At 64.8% G+C, this 18,966-nt stretch carries 15 protein-coding genes; 2 read left to right on the top strand and 13 right to left on the bottom strand.

Features of this window, described 5'->3' with window-relative positions; genetic code table 11:
• Positions 1-2 precede the first annotated feature (2 nt).
• The 10 genes from QQS14_RS12260 to QQS14_RS12215 form a co-directional block, all read right to left on the bottom strand.
• Positions 3-1,217 (bottom strand): PSP1 domain-containing protein, encoded by a 1,215-nt coding sequence (locus QQS14_RS12260; RefSeq protein WP_285907292.1) that lies wholly within the window; start codon positions 1,215-1,217, stop codon positions 3-5.
• A 177-nt stretch (positions 1,218-1,394) separates the two neighbouring features.
• Complete coding sequence (locus QQS14_RS12255) at positions 1,395-1,790, bottom strand: response regulator (protein WP_285907291.1); 396 nt, start codon at positions 1,788-1,790, stop codon at positions 1,395-1,397.
• Positions 1,791-1,903: 113 nt separating this feature from the next.
• Positions 1,904-2,785 (bottom strand): MBL fold metallo-hydrolase, encoded by an 882-nt coding sequence (locus QQS14_RS12250; RefSeq protein ID WP_285907290.1) that lies wholly within the window; start codon positions 2,783-2,785, stop codon positions 1,904-1,906.
• Positions 2,785-3,645, bottom strand: a complete 861-nt coding sequence (locus tag QQS14_RS12245; RefSeq protein WP_285907289.1) for an HDOD domain-containing protein — start codon at positions 3,643-3,645, stop codon at positions 2,785-2,787. The genes QQS14_RS12250 and QQS14_RS12245 overlap by 1 nt, the downstream gene beginning before the upstream one ends.
• A 162-nt stretch (positions 3,646-3,807) precedes the next feature.
• Positions 3,808-6,261, bottom strand: coding sequence for a DNA internalization-related competence protein ComEC/Rec2 (locus QQS14_RS12240; protein WP_285907288.1), 2,454 nt, complete (start codon positions 6,259-6,261; stop codon positions 3,808-3,810).
• 31 nt (positions 6,262-6,292) lie between these two features.
• Positions 6,293-7,372 (bottom strand): phosphatase domain-containing putative toxin, encoded by a 1,080-nt coding sequence (locus tag QQS14_RS12235; protein WP_285907287.1) that lies wholly within the window; start codon positions 7,370-7,372, stop codon positions 6,293-6,295.
• Positions 7,353-9,812: a PEP/pyruvate-binding domain-containing protein gene (locus QQS14_RS12230; protein WP_285907286.1), complete on the bottom strand. Its 2,460-nt coding sequence runs from the start codon at positions 9,810-9,812 to the stop codon at positions 7,353-7,355. The genes QQS14_RS12235 and QQS14_RS12230 overlap by 20 nt, the downstream gene beginning before the upstream one ends.
• Before the next feature lie 7 nt (positions 9,813-9,819).
• Complete coding sequence (locus QQS14_RS12225) at positions 9,820-10,179, bottom strand: response regulator (RefSeq protein WP_285907285.1); 360 nt, start codon at positions 10,177-10,179, stop codon at positions 9,820-9,822.
• A gap of 18 nt (positions 10,180-10,197) precedes the next feature.
• A complete protein-coding gene (locus tag QQS14_RS12220; protein ID WP_285907284.1) occupies positions 10,198-12,282 on the bottom strand; it encodes an ATP-binding protein in 2,085 nt (694 codons plus the stop codon).
• Positions 12,283-12,290: 8 nt separating this feature from the next.
• Positions 12,291-13,208, bottom strand: coding sequence for a phosphate/phosphite/phosphonate ABC transporter substrate-binding protein (locus tag QQS14_RS12215; RefSeq protein WP_425607926.1), 918 nt, complete (start codon positions 13,206-13,208; stop codon positions 12,291-12,293).
• A 185-nt stretch (positions 13,209-13,393) separates the two neighbouring features.
• Between QQS14_RS12215 and QQS14_RS12210 the strand changes: the two genes are divergently transcribed.
• Positions 13,394-13,903 (top strand): PH domain-containing protein, encoded by a 510-nt coding sequence (locus QQS14_RS12210; protein WP_285907282.1) that lies wholly within the window; start codon positions 13,394-13,396, stop codon positions 13,901-13,903.
• Positions 13,904-13,966: 63 nt separating this feature from the next.
• On the opposite strand, the gene QQS14_RS12205 is transcribed toward QQS14_RS12210, so the two are convergent.
• The 3 genes from QQS14_RS12205 to QQS14_RS12195 all read right to left on the bottom strand — a co-directional run bounded on the left by QQS14_RS12205 (position 13,967) and on the right by QQS14_RS12195 (position 16,300).
• Positions 13,967-14,578 carry a hypothetical protein gene (locus QQS14_RS12205; RefSeq protein ID WP_285907281.1) on the bottom strand — a complete coding sequence of 204 codons (612 nt, stop codon included), beginning with the start codon at positions 14,576-14,578 and terminating at the stop codon, positions 13,967-13,969.
• A 72-nt stretch (positions 14,579-14,650) separates the two neighbouring features.
• Positions 14,651-15,775: a sulfite exporter TauE/SafE family protein gene (locus QQS14_RS12200; RefSeq protein WP_285907280.1), complete on the bottom strand. Its 1,125-nt coding sequence runs from the start codon at positions 15,773-15,775 to the stop codon at positions 14,651-14,653.
• A gap of 75 nt (positions 15,776-15,850) precedes the next feature.
• Positions 15,851-16,300 carry a 4Fe-4S dicluster domain-containing protein gene (locus QQS14_RS12195; protein ID WP_285907279.1) on the bottom strand — a complete coding sequence of 150 codons (450 nt, stop codon included), beginning with the start codon at positions 16,298-16,300 and terminating at the stop codon, positions 15,851-15,853.
• A 278-nt stretch (positions 16,301-16,578) separates the two neighbouring features.
• On the opposite strand from QQS14_RS12195, the gene QQS14_RS12190 reads away from it, so the two are divergent.
• Entirely contained in the window at positions 16,579-18,669 is a 2,091-nt protein-coding gene (locus QQS14_RS12190; RefSeq protein ID WP_285907278.1) for a molybdopterin-dependent oxidoreductase, read from the top strand.
• Positions 18,670-18,966 lie beyond the last annotated feature (297 nt).

The following is an 18,966-nucleotide window of genomic DNA, read 5'->3' as shown; positions in this document are numbered from 1 at the left end:
GACTATTTTTTGGGAGGCTTTCGCTTGCGGCGTCTGGGCCTGCGCACCTTGGCTCCGCCGTCGGTGTCGTCCCCGACAGCTCCGACGGCTCCGGCAGCTCCAGCAGGTCTGGGTTGGCGCGCCTGCCTTGGCGCGCGTGGGGGACGCCCGCCACCCTGGTCCGGGTCGCGATCCTCCAGGGCGAGGATTTCGGGCGAAAGGTCCCCGGTGTCGTCGGCTCCGGCATCGTCTTCAAGTCCCGACGCCGCATCAAACTCGCCACCGGGCGCACTGCCGGGCGTACCGTCAGGCCCGGCACCATCGCGCCCGCCATCCTGATCGGCTTCGGACCGAACCGGCTTGCGGCCGGAGCGCCGTCCGCGCGCGACCAGGGCGCGCGCCTCGGCCATGGCCTCTTCGCTGGGCGGCTTGTTAACTATTTCATTCCATTCGTCAATGGAAACTTCCCGCTCGTCGTAGTTTTCCGTGAGCAACGTAACGGATTTCTTGAAAAAGTTGGAACGAAGCACCTTGACGGCACCAATGGCCGTGGTGAACTTCTTGCCCACCCTGGGGCACATGCGATGGAACTCCTCATACCCCTTCTGCTCAAAGCTGAGGCAGCAGAGCAGGCGGCCGCAAATGCCCGATATCTTGGTGGGATTGAGGAACAGATTCTGCTCCTTGGCCATCTTGATGGTCACGGGCACGAACTTGCGCATGAAGCGGCGGCAGCAGCACATCTGGCCGCAGTTGCCGATGGCCCCGAGCATCTGGGTTTCGTGGCGCACGCCGATCTGGCGCAGCTCGATGCGGGTTCTGTATTCCCGCACCAGATCCTTGATCAGCTCGCGAAAATCGATGCGGCCCGGTGCCGTGAAATAATAGACCATCTTGCTGCGGTCGAAAAAGACCTCCACATCCACCAGCTTCATGCCGAGCTTGAGCCGGGACACGCTCTTGCGGCAGTACTGGTAGGCCTCGCGGGACAGAAGCTCGTTCTCTGCGGCGGCCTCCAGGTCCTTGTCGTTGGCCAGCCGGTAGATGGCCTTGAGCGCCTCGCCGTCCGGCGTCTCGTTTTCCCTTGGGGCCTGCCGGGTGAGGATGACCTTGCCAAGGCCCATGCCCTGGTCGGTCTTGACGATGACGTGCTGCCCCTCGCGGACCACGAAAGGCCCGGACCCGTAGTAGAACACCTGCCCGTAGTCATTGAATTTCACACCAAGTATCTGGCTCATGCGTCACTGTCCTGCGTATGATGGACCCGGCGCTGCCGGGAAGAAAGAGTCGCGAAAAAAGTAACCTTAAAGCAAAACCCCGCCAACTTCAAACACACAAATACCCACCGAGCCGGGCACGGAGGGCTTGGCTTCGGGCACACCACAGGGCGCGGACAAAGGAGAACCGAGGGAACGCTACAGCAACCCGAGGCTCCTGACCTCGGCCAGGAGCTTTTCCTCTTCGATGGGCTTGACCAGATAGGCGGTGGCTCCGCCGAGAAAGAAGGCGTCGTGGGTCTCCTTCTCGTCGTCGAGCATGGTGGTGACGATAACCTTGGCCTCGTTGCGCGGCGCCACGTCGAACTCCTGCTCGATGGCGCGGATTTCGCGCAGGGCCTGCTGCCCGTCCAGTTCGGGCATAAGCAGGTCGAGGCAGATCAGGTCATAGGGGGCTTTGGTCATCAGCCCGCGACGAAACGCCTCGATGGCCTCCTCGCCGTTCACCGCGATATCGCAATGGGCCACAGGGCGAAGAATTTCGTGAATCATGTTCCTGCTGTAAAAATCATCATCCACGATCAGCGCTTTCATCGGCCCCCCTCCTGTTTATCTATATTGACAATAGGCAACCACGGACATCCATCGCATTCTTTGGCGCGAAAAGCAACCATTCCGACCCATTGCCCTTGGGAAAACCGGGCCGCTCAAAGAATGACCATCTCACCCTCCCGCGCCATGTCAAAGGTCAGCCCGCCCCACTCCCCGCTTGCGCGCAGCCTTTTCAGGATGGCGTCCAGTTCGTCGTCGGTGCGCGTGGTTTCGTGATGGGTCAGGCAGACCCGGCCCACGCCCGCGTCCCGGGCCAGGGCCAGGGTCCGCTCAAAGGTGGAGTGCCCCCAGCCGCGCCGACTCCGGTACTCCTCCTCGGTGTACTGCGCATCGGCCACCAGCACGTCCACACCGCGCAGAAAGTCGATGAGCGCGCGGTTGCGCTCGTCCACGATACGGCCGTATTCCTCATAATCATCGTCGCCCGGGTCGTAGATATTGCCAAAGGGCTCGTGGTCGCCGGTGAAGAAGATGGTCCTGCCGTCGCAGCGCACCTTGCAGCCGAAATCCATGGCCGGATGGTTCATGAGCAGGGTCGAGACCGTGGCGAACCCGAGGTCAACGGTCTGCCTGTCGGTCAGGGTCCGGTAGTCGATGTCCGCCCTCAGTTCGGCCACGCGCACGGGGAAATGTGGATATTCCAGCTGCTTGGCCAGCACGGCCTCAATGCCGGTCATGGAGAGCGGGTCTGGCGGGCCATAGAGGGTAATGGCGTTGCCTGTCGCGAACAGGGGCAGGAAAAAGGGCAGCCCGTGGATGTGGTCCCAATGGGTGTGGCTGATGAAGATGTGGCAGGACACGGGCCGCTCTTCCATCAACTCCATGCCCAGCGAGCGAATGCCTGTTCCGGCGTCAAGGATGATCAGGTCGTCGGCGTCGGAGCGGACCTCGATACAGGTGGTGTTGCCGCCGTGGCGGACGGTGTCCGGCCCCGGCGCGGGTACCGATCCCCGTGTTCCGCGAAAGCGCAGGCGCATCAGTCCTCCTCTCCCAGCCGGATGAACACCCGCGCCTCCTCCACCTCGTCCGCCAGGGTGGGCATCGCGGCGATGAGGCCGTCGAGATCAAGGCCGAACCGCGCCCGAACAGACTTTGGCAGCGGTTCGACCACACAGTCGCCCGCCGAGCCAAAGGCCAGCCGCTTGACGATCTGGTCGGCCGCGAACACGCAGTCCACCAGTTGAGACGACGTTCCCCGGTCAGGCGCGTGGTGCCGGGCAATGGAGTCTGTCAGGTCCACGGGCAGATTCCAGCGGGCGGCGAGCATGGCTCCCACTTCGGCGTGGGTGGTCCCGAGCACGGCCTCCTCGGCCCGGTACATGGACATGCCCTCGCGGGCCGCCAGGATTCCCACGTCCTCGAACTCCCCGGCCATGTACAGGGCCAGCACCACCTTGCCGATATCGTGCAGCAACCCGGCCGCGAAGTAGTCGGCCACATCGTCCTGCGACACGCCGAGCATGGACCCGAGCAAGCGGGTGGCCGTGGCCACGGACAGGGAATGGAGCCAGAAGGCGTCCATGTCCAGCCCGGCCACGCGGTGCCTGGGGATGGCCCCCACCGCGGCCAGCCCGAGGGCCACGTTTTTGAGGGTGTTCAGGCCGAGATAGACGCTGGCGTGATTGATGGACGTGACCTCGCGCGAGAGGCCGAAATAGGCGGAATTGACCAGCCGCAGGATCTTCAGGGTGAAGACCGGGTCCTTCTTGATGATCTCCACCAGACATTTCTGCGAACAGTTGATGTCCGAGGCGAGCTTGAGCACCTGATGCACGCTCTTGGGAAAGGCGGGCATCCTCTCCACGGCGTCAACGACGTTGGTACGAAGATTCGTCATGCGTCCCACGTTGATTGCTGGTGTCACGCCGTGCCCGGAACCGACCCGTCGCACGGCGCGGGACTCACGTCATATCGCAGGATTGGCCGGATTTGGCAAGCCCCGGCCCGGACCGAAGTGGCGTCTGAATCACGCCGGAATGACTCGAAAAAGAGCGCGGGATCAGGGCAGATGGGGATGGATCGAGAGCGACCCGTCGGCCGCCCACCGGGCGGACACCAGCCCGTGGCGCGAGGTGGCGTACACCGGCATGCCGAGGGCCTCCACCACCTCCGGGTGCGGGAAGCCGAAGCGGTTCATGAATCCGTCCGAACACAGGGCGACCCGGGCGCCCACGGCCCGGTAAAAATCCGGGCTCAGGCTCGACCGGCTGCCATGGTGCGGCAGGACCAGCACCTGCGCCGACAGGTCCATGCCACAAGCGAGGACAGCCGCCGTGCCCGCCCGCTCCATGTCGCCGGGCAGAATGGCCAGCCCCCGCTCATTGTCCGCAAGGCGCAGGACAAGGGATCGCTCGTTGCTGCTCCTGGACCGGAATCCCGAAGCCGGATGCAGCACCTCGAAGCGTTTTCCAGCGCCAAGGTCCACCGCCTGTCCGGCCTCAAGGGGCACCGGGACCAGCCCGCTCGACGCCAGGGCCGCGCGCATCTCCTGGCCCGATTCGCCGCCGGGCAGCATGTCGTTGGTGTGGAACACACCCACCTGGAACCGGGAGAGGATGAAGGAGAGCCCCCGGCTGTGGTCGTTGTCCGGGTGGCTCATGATCACGCCGTCGAGCCGGGGCGGCCGCCCGAGGGTGAGATAGGGGGCCACCACGGCCTCGCCCATGTCAAAGGCGCGCGAGCCGCCTCCGCCGTCCACCAGCCAGCGATGCCCGCCCGGCGTGGAGACAAGGGCCGCCTGCCCCAGACCCACGTCGATGAGTTCGAGCCGCACCACGGGACGGGCGTCCTCGGCCATGACCGCCACATGAGGCCCGGTGAGGAGCAGGAAGCCCAGCCCTGCCAGCCCGGCCAGCCCCGCCGAAACGCGCCGGGCGGACCAGACCGCCAGGGCCACGACGAGAAGCAGGCCAAACCCGGCCGTCTCCGGCCACAGGGGGCGCAGCACGGCATAGACCGGGGTCAGCCCGGCCCCGGCCACGGCGTCGAGCAGGGACAGCAGCAGGTCCGTGATCCGGGCGGAACAGCCCAGGAAAAACCCGCCCAGGGGGGCAAGGGGCGGCACCACGGCCAAGAGCACACCCACGATGCCAAGGGGCATGACCGCGAACCCGAGGACCGGAATCCAGACCACGTTGAGCAGGATGTTGGGCGAGAGCGTGCCGAAATACCAGGAAACGGGCGGCAGCAGGCTGACCGTGGCGCACAGGCTGACCGCCAGAATCCCCAGGGCGAATCCGGCGACGGCCCGGGCCTTAGCCCACCATGTTCCCCGGCCTTCACGCCCGGAGCCACTGTACACCAATCCCCGAAGGCGTGGATACAAGAGCCCGATTCCGGCCACGGCCAGGGCCGACATCTGCAAGCCCAGGTCAAACACGGCCAGGGGCGTGACCGCCACAATGGCCGCCAGGGCGAAGAACAGGCCGTCCATGAGCACGCGCCCGCGCCCTTGGAGCAGCAGCGCGCCCCAGAAGGCATACATGGTGGCCGCGCGGATCAGGGAGGACGACGGCTGGCCGAGCCAGGCGTAACCGAGGACCAGGGGCGCGGCCAGAAGCACGGCCAGCTTGGGCCGGGGAATGCGTAGCAGCAGGGATGGACGCAACCGCCCTGCCAGCCAGGCCAACGCCAGGCCCAAGGCGGCCACGAATCCCACATGCAGCCCGGACAGGGCCAGGGTGTGGGCCAACCCGGCGGCGCGCACGGCCCGGGCCGTGGACTCGTCAATGCGCGAGCGGTCGCCGGTAACCAGGGCCAGGACCACGCTCCCGCCCGGCGTTTCCGGCAGCCGGTCGGCCACCAGCCCGCGCAGGGCTGCCTTGACCGCCCCGGCCGTACCGTCCGGCCGCTCGCCCCAGGTGGGGGGCGTCTTGCCGCTGACCCAGCCGCGCCACTGCACCCCCTGGCGCAGCCAGTACCATTCGAAATCCCAGCCACCCGGATTGCCGAACCCGCGCGACGGGACCACGCGCAGCATTGCCTCGACCCGCTGCCCCGGCAAGGGGCGATGCGACGGATTGCGCCAGTTCCAGACGAGCCGCCCCGGAAGCGCTGTCTCGCCCTGATCCGTGAGCACGGTCATGTCGCGCAGGATGATGCGCAGCCGATGGTCCTCCCGGGGCTCGGCCCGGTCCACCACGCCCCTGACCTGAACGGGCCGCATGGCCTCCATCCACCCCGGCGTTGGCAGGGATGCCGGGGCGCGCAGGGCTGCGTAGCCCAGTCCCAGGGCCGCGCACAGGAGCAGGGTCAGCAGCGGCACCCGGCGCGCTCTGCCGCGCAGCACGGCATCGGCCACGGCGATGACCAGGAGGGCCAGCCCGGCCTCCAGAGGCGCACAATAGGAGAAAATGCCCGCAATCAGGGCGAGCAGGCAGGTTTGCCACGGCAGCAGTCCGGCCAGGAGCGGCGCGGAGGATGGCGGACCGGAGCGGTTCACGAGGCAGCGCACCCCTCACCCTGATCGGGCGGGACGGGGCGGCTCATTGGGAAAGCCCCGTCTTGAGCATGAGCTTGAAGATCGACTCCATGAACTTGCCCGAAACCACGTCGGGCAGCGAGAACAGGGGCAACCGGTCCTCGACCATGGTCCCGGTGTAGGCGAACCATATCTCGCCCGAGATCTTGTCCAGGGCCGGGGTGAGCAGATCGTTCCAGAGCTCGCCGTCCTCGCTCTCGTCCAGCCCGAAGGCACGGCATTGCAGCGGGCGGTGGTCGAAGAGCAGGCACCGCCCTGTCTCCAGCAGCGGACACAGCGCCCCGGCCTCGGACAGACAGTATTCAAGGCTCTCCTGCTCACGCCCCAGGTCAACGGCCACCAGCCGCTCGGCCCGGGCGGTCTCAACAGCGCGCTCGATGACCGCGAGCCTGTCCTCGCAGCACAGTTCGAGGTTGATGCGGTGGCTCAGGTGCACGGCCTCGGCCAGACTGAGCCGGACCGGGGTATGACAACACTGGTCGTGGTCCCGCCCGCAGGCCATGCCAGTGCGGCTGAACCCGGCCAGATCATCCACCCTCTGAGCCAGCCCTTCATAATCGTTGAAAAAGGGTGAAAGGTCCACCAGCCGCTTGAATTCAAGGCTCGGCTCGCGCACCGTCAGTTGCCCGCTCTGCTTGCCATAGCGGCGCACCGTACGCCACTGCACGAAGTTGGCGGGCTTGGACTTGAGCTTTCTGAGGGCCAGCCAGGCCAGCCGATGCCCCAGCCCGCGCCGGAGCAGATAGGCGTTGAGCACCGTGCCGGTACGCCCGATGCCGTGGCGGCAGTGGATGAGTACCTTCTTGCCGAGATAGATGGCCTCGTCGAGCCAGGCCAGGGCCTTTTCAAGCTCGACGAGGTCCGGGGCCTCCTCGTCGGCCAGGGGCAGGTAGCGGACCTCGAACCCGGCCTCCTTCTCTATGTCATGCAGATCGCAGAACTCACCGCAGAGGTTGAGGATGGCGTCCACCCCCTGGTTGGCGATGGACTCAAGCTGGGCGTGGCTCATGGGCGCGTTGCCCACGCCGAGGTGGTCCGTGACCCAGGTGATCTGGTAGAGCGGCTTACGCCCGTGACTTGTCATCCTGCCTCTCCGCGTCCTCGATGAACCGCTGCGCCTCCCGGGCCACATCCTGGTCGGTCTCAAGGCGCATGTCCATGAGCCGGGTCACGGCCAGGAGATAGCCCAGCCGGGCCAGCAGCCGCCGGGTTCCGTTCTCGTCGAGCCGGGCGCAGTTGGCGTCAAGCATGTCGCCCCTGGCCGTGACCTCGAATCCGTAGTGGCTCAGCACCTGTCCGATGAAGTCCAGGCGCAGCAGACGCTGGTCAAAGGCCGCCCCGCCGCCCTTGAAGCGGAAGTTGATGTAGTTGGCCCCTGGCTCGTTGCCGCAGACCGAGTCCACCACCGAGAAGTGGTAGCCGAACCGGATCATCAGGTGCATGTAATCGCCCGAGATGAGTCCGTAGCTTGCCAGCAGCCTGGAATCGAAGCTGAATATCCCGGCCGACATGCGGTCGAACTCCTCCCAGTCCATGTGGGTCAGGGTCTGCGACCACTGCACGCGCGAGTCGGAAAGCCCGTACCACAGCGCCCACATGGGACGGCTCTTGATATCCTGGGGCGTGACCAGCTCCCCTTCGGCGGCGTTGGCGAAGAGTCCCCCGCCCAGATCGAGCAGGTACATGACCAGGGGCAGCTGAGTCTTGAGCCGCCGGGCAGAGCCCATGCCGCGCCCCTTCTTGTCCACCAGCGAGAACATCTCGCCCACGGCCTTCTCGTGGCAGAAGCGGATGATGTCGTGCATCGAGCGGCACCCCTCGGGCGAAAAATCGCTGGCCTGGGGGTCGGTCAGGTTGAGCTTGACGGTCAGGGGGATGACCTTGGCGTATTGGCGGGTGACGCGCTCGGACACGGCCGCCTCCCTGTCGCCCCGGGCCGCCAGCTCATCCACGACGCCGTCGTAGACGGCCCCGGTGGTGCCGTCCACGGTGACCACCTGTCCCGGCTCAAGCACCGTGTCCATGGAGCCCACAAGCACCGGCACCCCGGTCTCGCGGGCCACGGAGGCAAAATGGCTGGCCCGGCTGCCGGTTTGGGCGATGACCGCGCTCATGTTGCCGATGAAGGTCAGCAATGATGGCTTGAGGGTCGGGGTGATGACCACCGCGCCCTTGGGGATGCGGGCGATGGATTCGCCTGTGGGCGCGTAGTAGACCTGGCCGCAGCCAACCCCCGACGACGCCCGCTCGAGCCCCTCGGCCAGCGGCTTGACCAGAATCGGCGCGTGCCCGGCCACGAACTCCTCGCGCTCGCTTTGCAGGGGCCGGGCCTGGAGGATGTACAGCGCGCCGGTCACGTCCTCGGCCCATTCGATGTCCAGGGGGCAGCCAAAGGCCTGCTCAAGGCGCATGACCACCCGCCCAAGCTCGGTCAGGATCTCGGCCGCGGGCAGCCCGCCCTCGTCAGGCAGGCAATCCTCGCTGACGCGCGGGGTCTCCTCGCGGGTGAGCACCGCCTTGCTCGGCGAGACGCTGCCGTCCACCAGCCCATGGCCCAGGCCGCGCACGCCGTAGACGCCGATCTGGTCGCGGCCCCGGCAATCCGGGTCCAGGGAGTAGGCCACCCCCGCATTCTCGGCCTCCACCATGGGGATGACCAGCACGGCCATGGCCGTTTCGGTGTCGGTCAGGCCGTTGGATATGCGATAGGCCACGGCCCTGGGGCAGTACTTGCCCGCCAGCACCCGCTTGTAGGCCTCAAGCACGTCGTTGGGCTGGATGTTCAACTCGCTGGCGTACTGACCGGCAAAGGAGATGTCGCCGTCCTCGGACAAGGCGCTGGAGCGCACCGCGATGAGGTCGTCGCCCGAGATGATCTCGGACACGCCGAAGCGGATGCCCCGGGCGATCTCCTCGGGCACCTCGGCCGCCAGGATCAGCTCCTGCATCTCGGCCGTGAGCCGGGCCAGCAGATCGCGGTCGCCGACCACCATCTCGCGCAGGCGGCTCTCGATGTCGTCGCGCAAACCGTTGAACTCGATGAAGTAATTGAAGGCGTTGGCCGTGACCACGAACCCAGGCGGCACGGGCACGCCCTCCACCCGCATGGCCCGGCCAAGGTTGGCCGCCTTGCCCCCGGCCAGCCCGGGCAACGCGGCCGCGTCCTCCAGGGAGAGGATGTAGGGCGGCCCCACCTCCGGCTGCTCCAGCTCCAGGGCCATGCGCACATAAAAGTCGATCTTGCGGAAATACTCGGGCAGGTCCATGTAGCGGGTCGGATTCATCTCCACCAGCTGGCCGGTCATGACCTTGACCGACTCGGCAAGGCGGGCGGCCAGCCAGTTGGCGCGCTGCCTGTCGGCCAGGGTCTTGCCGTAGAACAGCTCCTCCAGGTCGGCCACCAGTTCGAGCGCCCTGGCGTCGTGCCTGAGCAAGGACTTGAATGCCTCGTATTTGCGCCGAAGCAGCGTGCCCGGGGCAAAGACCTGATACGTCCAGTGCTTGAAGAGCTGTGTGACGTGCATTCTGCTCCTACTCCCCGATGACTTCCGCCACCTTGGTTTCCAGTTCATCCTTGTTGATGGGCTTGACGCAGTATTCCTGAGCCCCAAGGCGTAGCGCCTCGCGGGCGGTCTCAAGGGTCGGGTAGCCGGTGAGCATGATGGCCTTCATGCCCGGCCTGAGCTTCTTCAGCTCCTCCAACACCTCCACGCCCGTCATCTTCTTGAGCTTGATGTCGAGGATGGCGAGGTCCACACCGTTGGCCGCCGCGTGGCGCAGGGCGTCCTCCTCCTCGGTGAACACGCTCACGGTGTGCCCCTTGCGCTCCAGGATGCGCTTGACCAGCATCCCGGCATCGGAAACGTCGTCCAGTACCATTATGTCAGCCATCGTCCTTCTCCTTTTCGTTTATATGTCCTGCCCGGCGTGGTCCGCGTCCCGACGCTCGGCCCTGGCCGGTTCGTCTTCACCGTGGTCCAGGGGGAGGTTGACCTCGAACAGCGTGCCCGGCCCATGCTGGCGGCCCTCCGGATAAGGAAAGACAAACGCCTCGGGCACCGGGCTTTGGGCGTGGATGTCGCCATCGTGGTCCTCGATGATGCCAAAGGACACGGACAGTCCAAGCCCTGTGCCGCGCCCCACCGGCTTGGTGCTGTAGAAGGGGTCGAATATCTTCTTGATCACATCCTCGCCGATGCCCTCGCCGCAATCGGCCACCCAAAGGGAGACGATGCCGCGCGGCGTGTCCAACCGGGTGCGGATGACGATGACCCCGCCGCCGGGCATGGCGTCGCGCGAGTTGGTGAGCAGGTTGATCCAGACCTGCTTGAGCTTTTCCGGGTCGCCGTAGATGATGGGAAAGCGGTCGTCGAGCTGGGCGATGATGTCCACATGGTCCAGCTCGAAGGTATGGCGCACCAGGGTCACGGCCTCCATGACCGAATTGTTGAAACACATCTCGCGCTTGGAGGAGTGGGTCTGGCGGGAGAAGCCGAGCAGGTCGGCCACGATCTTCTTGCACACCTTGGCCTGCTTCTCGATGACGCCCAGGTCCTGGTGAATCTGGGAGCCCGGGGCCACGTCCTCCTGAAGCAACTGGGCATAGCCCAGAATGATGCCCAGCGGGGTGTTGATCTCGTGGGCCACGCCCCCGGCCATCAGGCCCAGGGACTCCATCTTCTGGGCCTGGATCAGCTGCTTCTCGTAGCCCTTGATGTCGGTGATGTCGCGGTCGGTGCGCAGCAGGCCGGTGATGCGGCCGTCCTCGTCGTGGACCGGAATGCAGACCACATGGAACCACCGCTCTCCGGCCTCCTCCACCACCATCTGGGTGTCCAGCCGCTCGCCGGACTGGAGAATCTCGCGGGCCGCCATGTGCCTCGCCTCGGCCGTCTGCTCGTCGAAGATGTCGAAATCCGTCTTGCCCACGATCTGGTGCAGCTTGAGCCCCACGGACTCGGCAAAGGTACGGTTGGCCCCCTGGTAGCGCAGCCGGGTGTCCACCAGCGAGACGCGGTCCGGGGTCACGTCGAGGATGGTGCGCATCAGGCGCTGCTGCTCGCGCAGATTGCGATCCGCCCCGCGCAGCTCGTCGATGTGGGTCTTGAGGGAGAGGGCCATGACGTCGAAGGTCTCGGCCAGATCCTGCAACTCGTCCCCGGCGGCCTGCTGGTACACCTTGCACAGGTGGCAGGACTCGCGCGAGGCAGTCAGCCCCTTCTCGTCCTTGCAGTCCGGGCACATGGTTCCGGCGATGTACCAGCAGCGGCGGCGGCGCTCGCCAAAGGCCGGGCAGGAGGAGAGGTCGCAGTTGCGCATCTCCCAGCAGTGGGAGCCATCGGCCGGGCCGGATTGGGTGTCGAGGTTGCCCATGAGCATGGCCTCTGCGTGTTCGCGCAGAAGTCCGAGCCGGGCCGCCACCCGGGAAGCGAACAGGGAGCCCATGATGGTGGCCAGCATGAGCGCCCCGGCGAAAAGCCCGGCCATGATGGTGATCTGCCGGTTGACCGAGGCGTTGATGCGCGTCTTGGACAGCCCGAGGCGCACGGTGCCCAGCCGCTCGTCCCCCACGGTCACGGCCGAGGCGAAGTCGTAGATGCGTGTCGGGCCGTCAGCCAGGAGCTGGATGTGGACCGAGGCGAAGTCCGGCACCTCGTTGGCCCGCATCAGGTCCACCGGAAAGCCGCCTTCAAAGGTGTGGGCTAGCACAAAGCCGTGATTGTCCTGGACAAAGGCGTAGAGCACATCGCCCACGGCCACCTGCTCGACCACCATGTTCTTCAGCCGCAGGAAGTCGCGCGCCAGCAGGGGGTCCACGGCCCGGGCCGAGAGGCTCTCGACCAGGGCTGATCCGCGCTTGCGGCTCTCCTCCAGCAGGATCTTGGCGGTCATGTTGCTCACCAGCGGCAGCAGGAGCACGGCCATGGATATGAGAATGGCCGAGATGCCCAGGTTGAGCTTGGTCCGAAACTTGAGTTTTGAGAAAAGACGCATGCGCCCGCCTACCTGATGCCGACCTTGACGGCCAGTTCGCGGATGGGGTCGTAATCCGCGTCGTGGGCAGGAATGATGCCGCTCATTCCGGCCGCGCCGAGAATTCCACTGTGCTCGGGATTGGCCTGATCAAGGGAGAACATGGCCTCGGCGATGACGCCCACGTCAGCGGGGTCGAACCCTTGGCGGGCCGAATAGACCCAGCCCGGATAGTTCCTGGTTTCGGCCAGGACCCGGATGTCGCTCAAATCGATTATTCCGGCCACGACGTCCAGCGTCCCCTTGCGGATGGTGCCGATATCGTAGGCCCCGGCCAGTACCGCCAGGACAACCTTCTCCTGCTTGCCCTGGGCGAACTCCACCTCGGCAAAGTCGTCAAGCCGGATGCCGTGATCGTAGAAGAGGCCGAGAGGGAAGAGAAACCCACCTGCCGACCCGGGGTCCACGGCGATGAGCCGCTTGCCCCGGCAGTCCTCGATGGTCCTGATGGTGGGGTTGTCGCTGCGGCAGATGATCTGCCCGCTGAAATCGGGCGTGCCCGTGGGCTCGACGATCTTGGCAAAGGCAGTGGACCCCAGCTCGGCCAGTTGGATGTAGACGAAGGGATTGGAGAAGGAAATGTCTATCTCGCCGCGCTGGACCATCTTGATGTGCTCGTCAAAGGTGTCGGGAAACACCTGATGCAGGGGCAGCCCGGTGGTCACGCGCAGGTATTCGAGCAGGGCGCGATGGCGCTGGAAGGAGACGGTGCGCGAATACTGGGGCAGATAGGCATAGGTGATGGTCTTCTGCCGCTCCGGGGCCACGAGCCGCTCGCGCCGGGTCAGGTCCACCTCCAACGCAGGCTCGCTGTCGCCGCACCCGGGCAGCATGAGCATGACCGCCGCCAGGAAAAGCGTCGCAAGGCACTTGGCCGCTCTGGTCATCATCTCGTCCGCCTCGCTTGTTCCGTGGTCATTCGGCCAACCCTGCGGCCAACTCCTCGTCCTGTCCCGAACGCCCCCTGACCATCCTACAACAAATCGCACCCGGGTCCAATGGCAATACCGCTTGGCAAGGGGCCGCTTCGTCAGTACTCTTCCGGGAATCCGCGCCAGCCCAAGGAGACACCATGCACAGCATCCACAAGATTCCCATCACCCCCCTCGCCCCCATCGGCCTGCTCGCCTTTGTGGCGGCCGTGTCCGCCGCCGTGGCCTGGAGCTTCCGGTCCGGCCTGACCTGGACGGCCATCTGCCTCATCGTGGTGGTCGCCCCCCTTGCCCTGCTCTACTGGTACATGCTCTTCGTCAATCCCAGACGCGCCGCCGTCACCGTGGCCGACGAGGGCCTCCTGCTGGCCGCGCCGCCCTTTGCCAGCGCGGTCATCCCCTGGGCCGCAGTGCACGAAACCTTCGAGGCCGACCTGCTCGACCCGGAATTCGCCATCGCCAAGTCAAAGAAATTCATGCAGTTCGCCGGATACCGCTCCGGCGTGGTCGAACTCGTCAATGGCCGCGAGGCGGTCATCGTGGCCAACCGGCCGCAGGTCCTGTGCGTACGCACCGAGGACCGGGACTACCTGATCGGCCCCTCGGACCTCGACGCGCTGGTCCGGGACGTGGCCCAGGCCAGACAATGAAACAAGGCGGGCGGCCCCGAGCGGGACCGCCCGCCCTGCAAGCGACATCCGACAAATCCCCTCTTACGAATTTCCGGTCACCGGCCCGCCGACAGCCGGGGCGTCTTCCTTTTTGGCCAGATCGCTGTAGGACATCAGGATCTCGGCACCCTCGTTCTCGGCAACCTTGCGCTTGATGTGCCTGAACAAGGGCAGCACCGGCTTGGCGCGGCAGAAGAGCACGCGGATGACGATATAAGCCGGGATGAAGAGGAAGGAAACCCCGACCTCTCCCAGGTACGGCAGCACGAAATCCACCGAACTGAACCGGAACGACAGCCAGCCGATGGCGAACGGCACCACCCACAGTGACGAGGCGAAGAGCGCGATGCGCGAGAAGAAATTCTTGCCAAAGGCGTCGTTGGCGATGGAGTTGCAAGCCTTCCAGGCGGTCTTGTCCTTGGCCCCCAGGGCCTGGAGGGAGAGATTGTGGTGGCGCACCATGCTCTGGTTGATGGTCGCGAAATGCTTCTTGTTGAGGAAATAGACCCCGGCCATGCAGAGTTCGCCGATGACCGTGGTCAGCAGGCAGAGCCAGAAAATCCCCACGGCGAAACCCAGGTACGGATTGTCGGCGATGCGGAAGGCCCAGATGAGCCACGGGTCGAGAAACTGGTAAACGGCGATGCCGGTCATTGCTTCCCCTGTGTTTTTTGTGGAGGCCGCCCGAGCGGGCGGCCTCCGTTTTCATCAACGTGTCGCGCCGACCTAGAAGGGAGGCAGGATGCTGTATCCCAGGAAACCCTGAGAGGTGTAGCGGATGCCCACGTAGAGGGCCAGGACGATGAAGATGCGCTTGAGCCAGATGTCCGGGATGTACTTGGAGGTCTTGGGGCCGATGATGGAGCCGATGACGACACCAACCAGCTCGACACCGATGAGACTCCACTCGATGGTGATGTTCCCGAGGAACATGTAGGAGGCGATGGAGTTGATCATGCCCACGAACACGGCCAGGGCCGAGGTGCCAGCCACCAGGTACATGGGCAGCCCGGCCACGGAGGTCAGGAACGGCACCAGCAGGAAGCCGCCGCCGACACCCAGGAACGAGGCCAGGGCCGCGATGAAGAAGCCGCCGACCAGGGGAATGAGCGGGTTGAACTTGAACTCGACGCCGAAGAAGGTGAATTCGCACATGGTGGGGGTGAACTTCTGCACCTTGACGCCCATCTCGGCCATGTCCACGGCACCGCCGGTCTTCTGCTCCTTGACGGACTTCTGGAAAGCGTCGGCAGCCTTCTTGGCAGCCTGCTTGCCAGCCTGTCCCTTGGGGGTGGTCTCATAGAAGAGATAGCAGCCCAGGAAAAGGACAAAGAGACCGAAGTACCCGATATACGCCTTCAGGCTGATCTTGCCCGCGGTGAGCCAGGGCACCAGCCAGGAACCGGCGATGGAGCCGATGCCCAGGGCGATGGCCAGGGGCAGCACCAGACGGCCGGCCTTCCAATAGTTGAAGGAGGACAGGGCCGCCGAGCAACCGACCATCCACTGGTTGGACACGCGGATGGAGTCGGTGACCAGCTTGTTGAGCTTGGCACCCTTGCCGAACGAGCTGGCGTAGTCGCCAAGGCCGAAGACGGTGATGTGGCCGACACCGGCCATGATGCCGCCGAACGCGCCGACGGTGGAGAAGATCCAGCCTACCCAGACCGCCCAGAGCAGGGCGATGATCAGGTTGATCTGCGGACCTCCGGGAATGCCCAGATAGCCGGGCTCACCCTGCGGATTGGCCTCGGCGATGGCGTCGGCCAAAGCGTCCGCCCAGGCGGGCTGGGCCATGAGGCACACTGCCAGCACAGCCAGCAACATGAGAGTTTTGTTGGAACGTAACACGGTTACCTCCTGATGATGTGTTGAACCCCGTAAATTTCCCCCGTCGCCGGATGGCGGCGGGTGTGATCCTCGACGCTACTCGGGCCGCACGAAACTGAGGGCCGACGCGGTACAGCCGGTGACGCAGGCGGGAGTACCCCCGGCATCGACCCGGTCCACACAGTAGTCGCACTTCATGATCTTGCCGGTCTGCCTGTTGAAGACCGGCACATCCCACGGACACGCCTCGATGCAGGACTGGCACCCGTCACACAGGTCCATGTTGACAAGCACAAGGCCGTCCTCGCGCTGGTACATGGCCCCGGTGGGACAGGCCGGCACACACTCCGGCTTCTTGCAGTGCAGGCAGGGCTGGTACTTGAGCTTCGCCGTTGGCATGCCGTCCTTGTCGGCAATGGGTCCCTCGGCAAAGAGCCTGTTCAAGCTCAGCCCGGTTGGCACCTTGTTCTTCACCTTGCAGTGAATCAGGCAGGCATCACAGGCGATGCACCTTTTCTTGTCGAACTTGATCCTGTAAATTGCCATATCCTCACCTCTGAATCAGCGTTAATCCGCGCAACTTCGACGATGGATACCCCTTAGGGACAAAAATCAGCCCCGGTCAACGGAACCTGGGGTTGTGATATTTTTCCCAATTAAAACCTTTTCATACTGGCCTGGTATTATTTTTTTCGACAACGGCTTGTGCCATCTTTCACATACGGGTAGAGTGTTGCTCAATACCGAAAACCGTTGCTAGCGTCCGGCAAGCGGTTGCAGGGTTCTTGAAAGCATCTCACATTTCCGTGCCTCAGGAGGATACCATGACGAAAGAATATGTCTATAGCATATGCGGCATGTGCTCTGTGCGCTGCCCCATTCAGGTCGAAGTGGTGGACGGCAGGGCCGAATACATCCAGGGCAACCCCCATGCCCCGGGCATCATGGGTTCCCTGTGTCCTCGCGGCGCGGCTGGCACCGCGCTGAGCTACGACGAGGAGCGCCCCCAGCACCCCATGATCCGCGTGGGCGAGCGCGGCGAAGGCAAATGGCGCACGGCCTCCTGGGACGAGGCGCTTGACTACGTGGCCGACAAGCTCAAGGCCATCCAGGCAGAGCACGGCAAGCAATCAGTACTCTTCTCCGATCGGGGCGGCCCCTTCCGCGACTTCTACCGCGCCTTCCTGCGCGGCATCGGCACGCCCAACTACAACAACCACGACTCCGCCTGCGCGCGCAACGTCCAGAACGCCGCCCTGTCCGTCTTCGGCTTCGGCCGAAAGGACGTGGCCTATGACTTCAAGAACGCCAAGCACGTCATCCTGCAACAGCGCAACATCTTCGAGGCCATCAACGTGGCCGAGGTCAACAACCTGCTCACCGGCATGGACGCCGGATGCAAACTCTCGGTCATCGACATCCGGGCCAATGTCCCGGCCACCAAGGCGGACAACTTCTACCTCATCCGCCCCGGCACGGACTACGCCTTCAACCTGGCCGTGATCAACGCCCTCATCGACGAGGAACTCTACGACGATCAGTTCGTAGCCGACTGGGTCAGCGACTTCGACACCCTCAAGAACTTCGTGGCCGAATACACCCCCGAATGGGCCGAAGCCGAAACAGGCGTGCCCGCGGCGTCCATCCGCGATCTGGCCCGCCAGCTCTCCGAGGCCGCGCCCTCGGTCATCTGGCATCCCGGCTGGATGACGGCGCGCTACGACGACTCCTTCTACATGACCCGAACCATATACATCATCAACGCCATGCTCGGCAGCATCGGGGCCAAGGGCGGCATGCCGCTGATGGTCAAGCCCGGCGATGTCGGGGCCAAGGGTCTCAAGAGCTTCATGGAGCTCTACCCCAAGCCCGAAGGCAAGCGCGTGGACGGCGTGGGCTGGATGGAAGGCCGCAAGCACTACGACCAGGGTCCGGGGCTGGTCAACCTCGCCTACGACGCCATCGTCAGCGGCGAGCCCTACCCCATCAAGGCATACATCGCCCAGCGCCACGACCCGCTCATGGCCTTCCCGGACAAGGACGACGTGGTCTCCATGTGGAAAAACCTCGACCTGCTGGTGGCCGTGACCTTCTCCTGGTCAGACACGGCCTGGTACGCCGACGTGGTCCTGCCCATCTCGCCCTACCTCGAGCGCGACGAACTCCTCATGTCCAAGAACGGCGCCAAGCCGAGCTTCCTCATCCGCAAGCGCGCCATCGAGCCCCTCTACGACACCAAGGCCATCTGGGAAATCTACGCTGGCCTTGCCAAGCGCATGGGCCTCAAGGAACTCGACTACGACTCCATCGAGGACATCTGGAAGTTCCAGCTCGAAGGCACCGGCGTGAGCATCAAAGACTTCGACAAGACCGGCATCGTCTCCCTGACCAAGGAGCCGCTGCTCAAGCCCGTCAAGGAAGGCACCTTCAAGACCCCCTCGGGCAAGGTCCAGATCATCGACGAAAAGCTCGAAGCCGACGGCATGCCCTCGCTCAAGCCCTATGTCTCGCCCGAGCGGCCGCCCGCAGACCGCTTCCGCATCACCTTTGGCCGCTGCGCCCTGCACACCCAGGGGCACACGGTCAACAACACCCTGCTCTTCGAGCGCATGCCCGAAAACACCCTGTGGATTCACACCGGCAAGGCCCAGACCCTCGGCATCGCCACCGACGACTACGTCACCGTGAGCAACAACGGCTACGCCTCGAAAATCCGCGCCTTTGTCACCGACTTCATCCACCCCGAGGCGGTGTTCATGGTCCACGGATTCGGCCACACCCTGCCCTGCGAATCGCGCGCACTGGGCAAGGGCGCGGCAGACAACCTGCTCATGCCAAGAGGCATCAGACGCTACGACAAGTCCGGCGGCGCCATCTCCATGCAGGAGCACTTCGTGCAAGTCGCCAAGGCATAACCCTCTCCGTCCCCACACCCCAAGACGAAAGGGGCCGACATCGCCCCCCGATGTCGGCCCCTTCCCCCTGGACCCCCATCCCCTCTCCTTTCCTAAACTTTTTGGGGTTCCGCTACGCGGAGATGGCATAGATAAGCGCGAAGACAGGGTTCTTCTTGGAAATTCTCAAAGAGAGGCGCACATGAACGCTGACGCGCGACCCCCTACGCCGCCATCAGCCCCTTCCTGGCCAGTTAAGGCCTCCCAGGCGGCGTAGACCCAACAAGTTTTGAAAGGGGGGGCCGGGGGGAAAACTTT

The sequence above is a fragment of the Pseudodesulfovibrio pelocollis genome, from assembly GCF_030282845.1.
GTDB lineage: Bacteria > Desulfobacterota > Desulfovibrionia > Desulfovibrionales > Desulfovibrionaceae > Pseudodesulfovibrio > Pseudodesulfovibrio pelocollis.
This window is presented reverse-complemented; position numbering and strand designations above follow the sequence as displayed.

Coding starts and splice junctions, on each gene's coding strand:
- QQS14_RS12260 (WP_285907292.1), bottom strand. CDS start 1,217: ATGAGCCAGATACTTGGTGTGAAATTCAATGACTACGGGCAGGTGTTC.
- QQS14_RS12255 (WP_285907291.1), bottom strand. CDS start 1,790: ATGAAAGCGCTGATCGTGGATGATGATTTTTACAGCAGGAACATGATT.
- QQS14_RS12250 (WP_285907290.1), bottom strand. CDS start 2,785: ATGCGCCTGCGCTTTCGCGGAACACGGGGATCGGTACCCGCGCCGGGG.
- QQS14_RS12245 (WP_285907289.1), bottom strand. CDS start 3,645: ATGACGAATCTTCGTACCAACGTCGTTGACGCCGTGGAGAGGATGCCC.
- QQS14_RS12235 (WP_285907287.1), bottom strand. CDS start 7,372: ATGACAAGTCACGGGCGTAAGCCGCTCTACCAGATCACCTGGGTCACG.
- QQS14_RS12230 (WP_285907286.1), bottom strand. CDS start 9,812: ATGCACGTCACACAGCTCTTCAAGCACTGGACGTATCAGGTCTTTGCC.
- QQS14_RS12225 (WP_285907285.1), bottom strand. CDS start 10,179: ATGGCTGACATAATGGTACTGGACGACGTTTCCGATGCCGGGATGCTG.
- QQS14_RS12220 (WP_285907284.1), bottom strand. CDS start 12,282: ATGCGTCTTTTCTCAAAACTCAAGTTTCGGACCAAGCTCAACCTGGGC.
- QQS14_RS12215 (WP_425607926.1), bottom strand. CDS start 13,208: ATGACCAGAGCGGCCAAGTGCCTTGCGACGCTTTTCCTGGCGGCGGTC.
- QQS14_RS12210 (WP_285907282.1), top strand. CDS start 13,394: ATGCACAGCATCCACAAGATTCCCATCACCCCCCTCGCCCCCATCGGC.
- QQS14_RS12205 (WP_285907281.1), bottom strand. CDS start 14,578: ATGACCGGCATCGCCGTTTACCAGTTTCTCGACCCGTGGCTCATCTGG.
- QQS14_RS12195 (WP_285907279.1), bottom strand. CDS start 16,300: ATGGCAATTTACAGGATCAAGTTCGACAAGAAAAGGTGCATCGCCTGT.
- QQS14_RS12190 (WP_285907278.1), top strand. CDS start 16,579: ATGACGAAAGAATATGTCTATAGCATATGCGGCATGTGCTCTGTGCGC.